The organism is Sphingomonas sp., from assembly GCF_035490575.1.
GTDB lineage: Bacteria > Pseudomonadota > Alphaproteobacteria > Sphingomonadales > Sphingomonadaceae > Sphingomonas.
This window is the reverse complement of the sequence record NZ_DATJLI010000134.1, coordinates 1-8,191: the sequence shown is the minus strand read 5'-3', so window position 1 is coordinate 8,191 and position 8,191 is coordinate 1. Positions and strand designations below refer to the sequence as shown.

Annotated in this window: 13 protein-coding genes and 1 pseudogene; 5 read left to right on the top strand and 9 right to left on the bottom strand. The window is 64.3% G+C overall.

Features of this window, described 5'->3' with window-relative positions:
* The 6 genes and pseudogenes from VL973_RS10095 to VL973_RS10070 all read right to left on the bottom strand — a co-directional run.
* The coding region (locus VL973_RS10095) for a cytochrome b/b6 domain-containing protein (RefSeq protein WP_325283892.1) at nucleotides 1–245 on the bottom strand (245 nt) is incomplete at its 3' end.
* Nucleotides 229–585, bottom strand: coding sequence for a hypothetical protein (locus VL973_RS10090; RefSeq protein ID WP_325283891.1), 357 nt, complete (start codon nucleotides 583–585; stop codon nucleotides 229–231). The genes VL973_RS10095 and VL973_RS10090, both read right to left, overlap by 17 nt.
* On the bottom strand, nucleotides 582–1,352 hold the full coding sequence (locus tag VL973_RS10085) for a DNA-binding domain-containing protein (RefSeq protein WP_325283890.1): 771 nt from the start codon (nucleotides 1,350–1,352) through the stop codon (nucleotides 582–584). Before VL973_RS10085 ends, VL973_RS10090 begins: the two co-directional genes overlap by 4 nt.
* The gene (gene bufB / locus VL973_RS10080) at nucleotides 1,349–2,179 is read right to left on the bottom strand and encodes an MNIO family bufferin maturase (protein ID WP_325283889.1); all 831 of its coding nucleotides are present in this window, start codon (nucleotides 2,177–2,179) and stop codon (nucleotides 1,349–1,351) included. The genes VL973_RS10085 and bufB overlap by 4 nt, the downstream gene beginning before the upstream one ends.
* Before the next feature lie 61 nt (nucleotides 2,180–2,240).
* Nucleotides 2,241–2,513, bottom strand: a complete 273-nt coding sequence (gene bufA2 / locus VL973_RS10075) for a BufA2 family periplasmic bufferin-type metallophore (protein ID WP_325283888.1) — start codon at nucleotides 2,511–2,513, stop codon at nucleotides 2,241–2,243.
* A gap of 200 nt (nucleotides 2,514–2,713) precedes the next feature.
* Nucleotides 2,714–2,968 (bottom strand): annotated as a pseudogene (locus VL973_RS10070) (peptide-methionine (R)-S-oxide reductase); the annotation flags it as partial.
* A 309-nt stretch (nucleotides 2,969–3,277) separates the two neighbouring features.
* On the opposite strand from VL973_RS10070, the gene VL973_RS10065 reads away from it, so the two are divergent.
* The 3 genes from VL973_RS10065 (at nucleotide 3,278) to VL973_RS10055 (ending at nucleotide 5,355) form a co-directional block, all read left to right on the top strand.
* Nucleotides 3,278–4,591, top strand: a complete 1,314-nt coding sequence (locus tag VL973_RS10065) for a glycosyltransferase (RefSeq protein WP_325283887.1) — start codon at nucleotides 3,278–3,280, stop codon at nucleotides 4,589–4,591.
* A 95-nt stretch (nucleotides 4,592–4,686) separates the two neighbouring features.
* Complete coding sequence (locus VL973_RS10060; protein ID WP_325283886.1) at nucleotides 4,687–4,809, top strand: hypothetical protein; 123 nt, start codon at nucleotides 4,687–4,689, stop codon at nucleotides 4,807–4,809.
* 177 nt (nucleotides 4,810–4,986) lie between these two features.
* Complete coding sequence (locus VL973_RS10055) at nucleotides 4,987–5,355, top strand: DoxX family protein (protein ID WP_325283885.1); 369 nt, start codon at nucleotides 4,987–4,989, stop codon at nucleotides 5,353–5,355.
* Nucleotides 5,356–5,562: 207 nt separating this feature from the next.
* Here VL973_RS10055 and VL973_RS10050 read toward each other — a convergent pair whose 3' ends face one another.
* Both VL973_RS10050 and VL973_RS10045 read right to left on the bottom strand, forming a co-directional pair.
* Entirely contained in the window at nucleotides 5,563–6,204 is a 642-nt protein-coding gene (locus VL973_RS10050; RefSeq protein WP_325283884.1) for a DUF1109 domain-containing protein, read from the bottom strand.
* Entirely contained in the window at nucleotides 6,201–6,740 is a 540-nt protein-coding gene (locus tag VL973_RS10045; protein ID WP_325283883.1) for a sigma-70 family RNA polymerase sigma factor, read from the bottom strand. Before VL973_RS10045 ends, VL973_RS10050 begins: the two co-directional genes overlap by 4 nt.
* 209 nt (nucleotides 6,741–6,949) lie before the next feature.
* Here VL973_RS10045 and VL973_RS10040 point away from each other — a divergent pair, with 209 nt between their 5' ends.
* Together VL973_RS10040 and VL973_RS10035 are read left to right on the top strand one after the other, a co-directional pair.
* Nucleotides 6,950–7,225, top strand: a complete 276-nt coding sequence (locus tag VL973_RS10040; RefSeq protein WP_325283882.1) for a BufA1 family periplasmic bufferin-type metallophore — start codon at nucleotides 6,950–6,952, stop codon at nucleotides 7,223–7,225.
* 53 nt (nucleotides 7,226–7,278) lie between these two features.
* Nucleotides 7,279–7,737, top strand: a complete 459-nt coding sequence (locus VL973_RS10035; RefSeq protein WP_325283881.1) for a DoxX family protein — start codon at nucleotides 7,279–7,281, stop codon at nucleotides 7,735–7,737.
* 258 nt (nucleotides 7,738–7,995) lie between these two features.
* Here the strand turns inward: VL973_RS10035 and VL973_RS10030 are convergent.
* Nucleotides 7,996–8,191: hypothetical protein (locus VL973_RS10030; protein ID WP_325283880.1), on the bottom strand; the 196-nt coding region annotated here is incomplete at its 5' end.

Sequence of the window (8,191 nt, the reverse complement as noted above, 5' to 3'; positions counted from 1 at the left end):
TCGACCGGCCCGACCCGCACGAAGCCGCGCTCTCCTTGCGCGCCGATGACGAGCCACGGCCGGTCGGGATTGGCGCCATAGCTGCCCCAATAGAGCCGCGGATGCGCGTTGAAGATCATCAGCCCGCTCATCAGCATGACCAGCAGCGCCAGCGCGTTGGTCCAGTGCCACAGCCGCGTCGACAATCGGTGACGCTTGACGAGGTCGCCGTCGCGCGGCGCAGGCTCCTCAATAACGGTTTTCATAGGGTGCTCCGGCCAGATCGATGCCGATCGCGGCCTGTTCGGTCGGGCTGGCGTTCCAGAACTCGAAGGCGGCGCAGGTATCGGAAAAATGGGCGAGACGTTCCGTTGTCATCGCCGCGTCCGCCTGCGAAACGCTGATCTCGTCGAAGAAACGGGCCATGCGGGGTGTGGTGACGAGGACCAGCGCGACCTCGGTCGGCCGGTCTTTGCACAGCGCCGGGGCGATGCTGCGAATGACAGCATATCTTATGCCGTCATTCGCATCTGGAAGGTCGAGCAACGGTCCCGAGTTCTTTCGCATGCCGGGCCGCTGCACGGCGAAGATGGTCGAGGCGGTCATGCTGCGGTCTCCTGAGAACCGTTGGCGATCGAGGTGATAAGGCCGTCGGCGATCCACCGGCCCAGCCATCCCCCCGCAAGCGCGGTGCCCTGCTCCTGCCCGAAAGCATCGGCGGTTGCGTCGCACAGGACGCCAAACGACCGACCGGCGCGCACCTGCATCAGCGCCTGGCGCTCGAGTGCATCGATCGGCCGGATGCGTGCGCGATAATCCTGCCGCCAGACGATGGCCGCGCCGGGGGTGTCGAGACGGTCGGCTGGCGGAGGCGGCGTCTCGGCCACGAGGGCGGACCAGATCGCAAAGGCGTTGGTGTCGAGGTCGACGAGATCGATCGTCGGCGCGATGCCCAGGATCGCGCGGTCCCATGAGACGTCCTGCAACTGGTCGACGGCAATCACCCGACAGTCCGGCGCAACGAACACTTCCTCGATTGCCAGTTCGATACGTGCGATCTCGCTGATCTCCGGATCGTCCGGATGGAGCGTGGCGAGGGTCATCGGGAAATCGCGCGAATAGGCATCGAGCGTCCAGCTACTGGGCGGGATGCGATCGATGTGGAGCACCGCGGCATGAAGAAACGCCTCGTCGCCGATCCAGGCCTGCGTTCGCGCAAAACTGCCTTCAAGACAGGCGACGAGCTGTGAACGGTAGTTGTTCTGATAAACGTCGAGGCCGGGCTTCGCCATCGCGCCTATGCGGCCTGCCGCCGCCGCATCCTCGTGCACGAGCCAGGCGCGCATGTCGCGCTGGAGCGCCAGGAGGCTCATGCCGCCGCCGCCATCTTACCCGCCGTGATGCGCCGTGCGGTGCCGAGCTCGGCCAGCAGTTCGGACAGCGGCGGGATGTCGTCGTCGCGCTCGATCATCGTCGCCACCGGGCCGAGCCGCGGCAGGACGTGCGCGTAGAGGTCCCACACCGACGGCGGCACCGGACGGTCATGCGTATCGATCAACAGCCGCTCGCCCTGGCTGTGCCCGGCGAGGTGGATCTGGCGGACGCGCGCGTGCGGCACGCCATCCAGATATTCGAGCGGATCGAAGCCGTGATTGCTCGCGCTGACGAACACATTGTTGACGTCCAGCAGCAGGCCGCAGCCGGTGCGAGCGCACATCGCGTCGAGAAATTCCCACTCGGTCATATCGGCGGGCGCGAAGTCAATATAGGTCGACGGGTTCTCGATCAGCATCGCGCGGCCGAGTGCGTCCTGTGCGAGGTCGATATTGGCGCAGACCAGATCGAGCGCCTCTTTGGTATAGGGCAGCGGTAGCAGGTCGTGCGAATTGAACCCCTCGATCCGCGACCAGCTCAGGTGGTCGGAGACAAATAGCGGCTCGACCTCGTCGACCAGCGCGCGCAATCGCGCGAGATAGCCGGCATCAAGGCCGTCGACCGAGCCGATCGACATCGACACACCGTGCAATGCCACCGGATAGCGCGCCCGGATGTCGCGCAGGATCTGCCGCGGCCGCCCGCCGTCGACCATGAAATTTTCGGAGATCACCTCGAGGAAATCGACCGCGATGCGGTGCTCGAGGAACGCCGCATAATGCGGTTTCCGAAGGCCGAGCCCGAAGCCGGCGAAAGAGGGGGTCATCTGGGCGCTCCTTGGCTGCAAAGGGCGGCCCGGCGCCGAAGCGGACGCCGGGCCGTGCGCGTTACTTCGCCTCGGTCAGGCTGCCGCCGGCGGTCTTGCAGGCTTTTGCGGTCAGCGCCTTGAATCCATGACCCTTGCACTCGTTCTGGCCCTTGCACTCGCTCTTGGCGGTCTTGCAGTCCGACGTGCCTTTGCAGGTGTTGATGCCGTAACAGTGAACGACCTCGCCCGATGCGCCGTCCTGCGCGAACGCGGCTGTCGGCGCCGAGGCGGCGGCGATGGCGATGACGGCAGCGGAAGCGGCCATGCCGATGCCGGTGTCGAGGGTGAGCATGATGAAGTCTCCAGGAAATGGTTCTGCCGTGATGGCATCGTCATTTCGCGAGAGGACGCAGGGTGGTTACAGCCTCTGCGAAATAACCGGCTCGAATACGGCCAGCGGCGCGGGCGGACGACGCCCTGCGGGTCGGCCAAGTGGGGGACGAAGGTCAGCACCGCTCCGTTCATGCAGTAGCGAAGGCCGGTCGGACGTGGTCCGTCGTTGAAAACGTGGCCAAGATGGCCATCGCAGCGCACTTCGGTGCGGATCATGCCGAGGCTGCTGTCGCGGCGCCGGCTCACCGCGTCGCCGGGCGGAGTCCAGAAACTCGGCCATTCCGTGCCGCTGTCAAACTTCGCCCTGGAAGCGAAGAGCGGCAGGTTGCAGCCGGCGCAGGCGAAGGTTCCGGTCCGATGCTTGTCGTTGAGCGGACTGGAGAACGCCCGTTTCGTCGAACCGCGGCGCAACACGGCATAAGCGACAGGCGACAATCGCTGTCGCCACTGCGTCGGAACGTCGTAACGGGGCGGGAGCGGCCGCCTGTGCTGACGCGACACGGCCGACCCCGGCGACGACGAGGGCGATTGCAGAGGGGGTGATGAACCGGCGGCGATTTTGAAAGGGTGTCATACGCGCGATACGCGCCCGGCGCGCGAACGGTCACGGTGTAACCATCGCGCCGTGGTGTGCGAACTCCGGATCTCGGATCGTCCGGCCCTTTTTCCGGACTCTTCTTGTCTCGTCGCGCCCATGTGCGGACTGAATCTCAAGGATCGAACATGAAACTGCTGCTCGCATCGACGCCGATCACAGGTCACCTCATCCCGCTGCTCAATCTGGCCGGCATAACGATGGCACAAGGTGCGGAGGTGCTCGTCACGACCAGCTCCGTGCTCGCGCCGAGGGTGAAAGCGGCGGGCGCCCGCTTCGCGCCATTGCAGGGCAAGGCCGACATGGATTTCACGCGCGTCGAGGAGTTGTTCCCGGAACGGGCATCGCTGCCTGCCGGCCCGGCGCAGATCCGCTTCGACATGGAACGCATCTTCATAGATCCGATCCCGGAACAGGCCGCAACGCTCGACACGCTGATCGCGGATTTCGGACCGGATGCGATCATCACCGACTCCATGTTCTTCGGCCGGTTGCCGTTATTCTATGGCGAGCCGCGACCACGCCCCCCGATCATCGGCCTCGGCATCACCTTCATGATGCTCCCGCGGCTGGACGGAGCGCCGATCGGTCTGGGCTTGCCGCCGGCCCGCAACGCCGACGAACGTGACCAGTATGCCGCAATCGCGCGCGACGTCGATGCCGCGCTCCTCGGTCCGGTGAACGCCAACCTCTTCGCCACACTGGCCGGTATGGGCGTGACCCCACCCCCATGCGGTTACTTCGAAGCCTCGGTCCTCGGCAACGACATGTTCATGCAACCGACGGTGCCCTCGTTCGAGTATGATTTCGGCGATCCGCCAACCGATGTGCGCTTCGTCGGCGCGCTTCCGCCATCGTCGCGCCGTTTCGAGCAGCCGGACTGGTGGGACCGGCTCGACGGATCACGTCCTATCATATTGGTGTCTCAAGGCACCGTCGCGAACCGTGACTTCGACGAACTGGTGAATCCGACGATTGAAGCGCTTGCCGGGCGCGACGACCTCCATCTTGTCGTCACAACCGGCGGACGTCCGGTTGAAAGTGTCAGGGCAGAAGCGAGCGACAACATCTTTGTCGCATCGTATGTTGATTTCGCCGAGTTGATCCCCCGCCTGGCGGGTGTCGTGACCAACGGCGGGTACGGCACCGTTTCCCTCGCACTGCAGGCGGGCGTTCCCATCATCGCGGTTGGCCGTTCCGAAGACAAGGCTGAGGTCGGCGCGCGCGTCGCATGGTCGGGCGTCGGGATCGAGCTGCCTGCGGTGCCACCCGCCGTTGACGACCTGAGAGACGCGGTCGACCGTCTCCTTGGCGAACCGTCATTACGGGCTCGCGCGCAAGAACTGGCATCCGAGTTCCGCAAGATCGATACGCCGCGCGAGATCATGGCGGTCATCACCGAGATGACAAGCCGAGCGCGGCCGCCGCAAACATCGGAGTAATTTGCGAACTGCGTGCCGGCATGAAGCTCGGCACGCAGTTTCCGTAGCTGGAAGCAGATCGGGATCGTCGAATCTTGTCCGCCAAGGCAGAGCGCTTGCTCGGCTGGCACCCGCGCCCGGCCCGCGAGGCGGTGATCGCAGCACGCCAGAGCATCCCGAGCGGCGACGGCACGAACCTCGCCGGCGGCGCCCCGGACCCGCGGCTGCTGCACCGGTGAGCGCGGGAGCCGCTCCGTCAGGGTTATTTCGGTCAACGCATGTAACCATTGCAGCCCGTGATGCGAACTACGCGATGTGGGTGGTGCGATCTCCATTCGGCTCGGACACCCGCGGGCGAACCGCGGGTTTCTCCCGAACGCAGTCCCCCGCGTGCAGAACGCATAAAGGGAGTGACCATGACGACGACCGCATCCTCTTCTCGCGCGATCAAAATGGTTCAGCCGATCCTGCAGGGCCTTGTTGCATTCGTCTTTCTTGCGGCCGGCGTGCTCAATCTGGCTGGTATGATGACCGAGGAAATGATGCGCCTTGGCTATCCGGGCTATTTCACGACCATTACCGGCGTGGCCTATATCATCGGTGTGATCTGCATTTATCAGCCACGCTTTACCTTCCTGCAAGATTGGGCCTTCGGCGCCATGGCGGCCACGCTTGTGGGCGCCGCGGGTACGCACATCCTTGTCGGCGACCCTGTCGGCAGTGCCGCGCCGGCGATTGTGACCCTGGTTATGCTCGTGGTCGCCTATGCGATCCGCGAGCGGTGATCGCAGCGAACCAGACCATATTGGACAACATGCCGCGATAAGTGGGCGAGGTCCGCGGTGCCGAGCGGCTTCGGCAGGACGAACGGGTCGTTCATCGAAGTGACAATTCGAGTATCACGGCGCCGACCGACGAAGTAGATTTTCCTATGGCGTGCCGGCGTAGCGCTGCACGCCAATCTTTCCTGTATGGTGGTCAGCCTCATGCGCTTACCACCGCAACAGGCGAGGTCCGAGCAGCGAGCCGAGCAGCGTCGCCAGCAGGATGCCGAGCGAATACCACGTCAGCACGAAGATCGCGGATACCTCCGGACAGTGAAGACAGTAGACGGTGGCGGCGAAGGCGCCCGCCGACAGGCCCGCCGCCGCACCGGCGGCGCGCAGCCGCGTCGGCGCCAGCCTGCGGAAAGACCATAGCAGGCCGACAAAAATAGGAGCCGCCAGCGACAGCACCCGCCAGGGGCACGTCTTCCAGCTTTGCCCAAGCCACATCGCCAGCCATTCGGCCGATGGCGTACGTACCAGCTCAAGCAGTCCGACGAGTGCTAACAAGCCGACCGGCACCGCAAGCAGCCACAGGCCGCGCAGCCGACGTGTGTCTGGGCGAGCGAGCTGCGCGGTCATCGCGAGTGCTGCTGCCGCGAGCGACAGCGTGTAGCCCCATTTCAACCAGAATGAAGCTCCCTGCATCGCCGTGCCGAGATCGGGGCGGATGCCGATCCAAGATGCAACGAGGATCGCGGAGCCGATGCCACCGATCACCACACCGAGCGTGATGCGCCGACCAACCGCTCGGCTGCTGACCGGGGGCGTGTCCTGCGTGAGCTTCAAAATCAGGTCGTCGGTGTTCATCGTGTTGTCCCCTGGACGCGCGCCATGAGGGCCTTGAGTCCGCGATGGACGGATACCTTCACGTCAGACTCGCCGATCCCATCGGCAATCGCTGCCTCGGCAACGCTTAGTCCGTCGATCCGGGTCGCTCGGATCATTCGCGCCTGCTTGGGCGGCAGTCCAGCTAATAGCTCCGCCACGTCGAGCTTCGCGATCGCGCCGGCCTCGAAATCTTCTGCGACCAGATCGCCCTCGAGTCCGTCGATCGGTCGTAGGCGACCGGCACGGCGGAAATGATCGACCATCTTGTAACGCGCGACCGCGAACATCCATGCGGTGAAGGCGCGATCCCGGTCGTAGGATGCGCGCCGGGTGTGAACGGCAATCAGGGTTTCCTGCACCAAATCCTCGACATCGTCGTCAGCGCCGCGAACGCGTCGCCGATAGAAACCCCGCAACAGCGGAACGAGAAGGCGCAGCAATGCCGTATGGGCCGCGGCATCGCCATCCAGCCCATCGATCATCAAGCTACGCAGAACCTCCTCGTTCGTCCGCATTCAAGCTCCTCGCCCCATCTTCGGCGCAGACCGCGGGATGGTTACAGCACCCTCCAGAATTCTTTCTTCCGTATCGGTTGTAACCTCGTCAGCCCCCTCGACGAACTTGCCGGTGTGACCGGGCATCCCCGCCGCCTCCCCGGTCATCGCGCGGTCCGGCCCCTCCCTGGGCCGCGCGCAGAGGCGAGCCGGATCAGAAGGATAACATCATGCGCAACACCCACGCGGCGCTTGCCGCCAGCATCGCCATCGCCTCCACCATTGCGCTCACGGCGCCGGCGAGCGCACAGACCAAACCCGCCATGGAGAAATGCTACGGCGTCTCACTCGCCGGCAAGAACGACTGCGCCGCAGGCCCGGGCACGAGCTGCGCCGGCACCTCAAAAGTCAACTACCAGGGTAACGCGTGGAAGCTGGTGAAAGCCGGCACCTGCACCACGATCAAGACGCCCAAGGGTAACGGATCGCTTTCTCCGAAGGCCTGACGAAATCGGCCGGGGCGCTGCCGCGTCCCGGCTGCTCATACCGGAGATGACCGATGCGCCTGCGCTACGACCAAGTTCTGCAACGCGTCTCCGCGCTGCTGCCTGACGCCCTGCTGCTGCTCGTCGCCCGACTGGGCGTCGCCTCCGTGTTCTTCCTTTCCGGACGAACCAAGGTGGAAGGAATGATAACGATCACAGATGGCACCTACGAACTGTTCCGCAGCGAATACGCGTTGCCCCTGGTGCCGCCCGAAGTTGCGGCCACTCTGGCTACTTGGGCCGAACATGCTTTCCCGCTGCTGCTCGTGATTGGGCTGTTCACCCGTCTGTCCGCGCTTGCTCTGCTAGGCATGACGTTGGTGATCCAGGTCTTTGTCTATCCGAGCGCCTGGTCGACCCACCTAAGTTGGGCGGCGATCCTGTTGCCGCTCGTCACCCGCGGCGGTGGTGCCTGGTCGATCGATGCTCTGTTGCGGTCCCGGTCTACACTTGCGTCGGCGATGGCGATGTAAGGAGACCGATGGTCGCGGCTGATCACTAACAATTATTTTCTACTGGAAAAGTGCGGGCAAAGAAGCGTGTCGCCGAAAAATCCGTGTTCGCCGATCGTCGCCTTTGATTGCTGAAGCCAAATTGAAAGTGGGCATGCAGGTGGGCACGAGACCAGATCACGCACCTAAAGCATGCAGAATCAATAAAACCTGGCGGGCCGCGCCCGATCAAGATGGGCAAAATTCTTACGCTATGGCGCTACGATAGGGCCGCATTATCTAATGGAAATCGTGGCTCCTGATCGGAATGATGTCGTCATCCTTCCAGTGCCAGTCAGATCGCACCTGTGGTTGCCATCCGTGGTCTCCCCGATCCGGCGCGCCAGGATAGGTGGCGGCGTCGCCGCGAGAGACGAGGCGTGGCAGATCGATGTCGCCGACCTGGCGAAGCAACGGCGTCAGGTCGGCCAGCCGG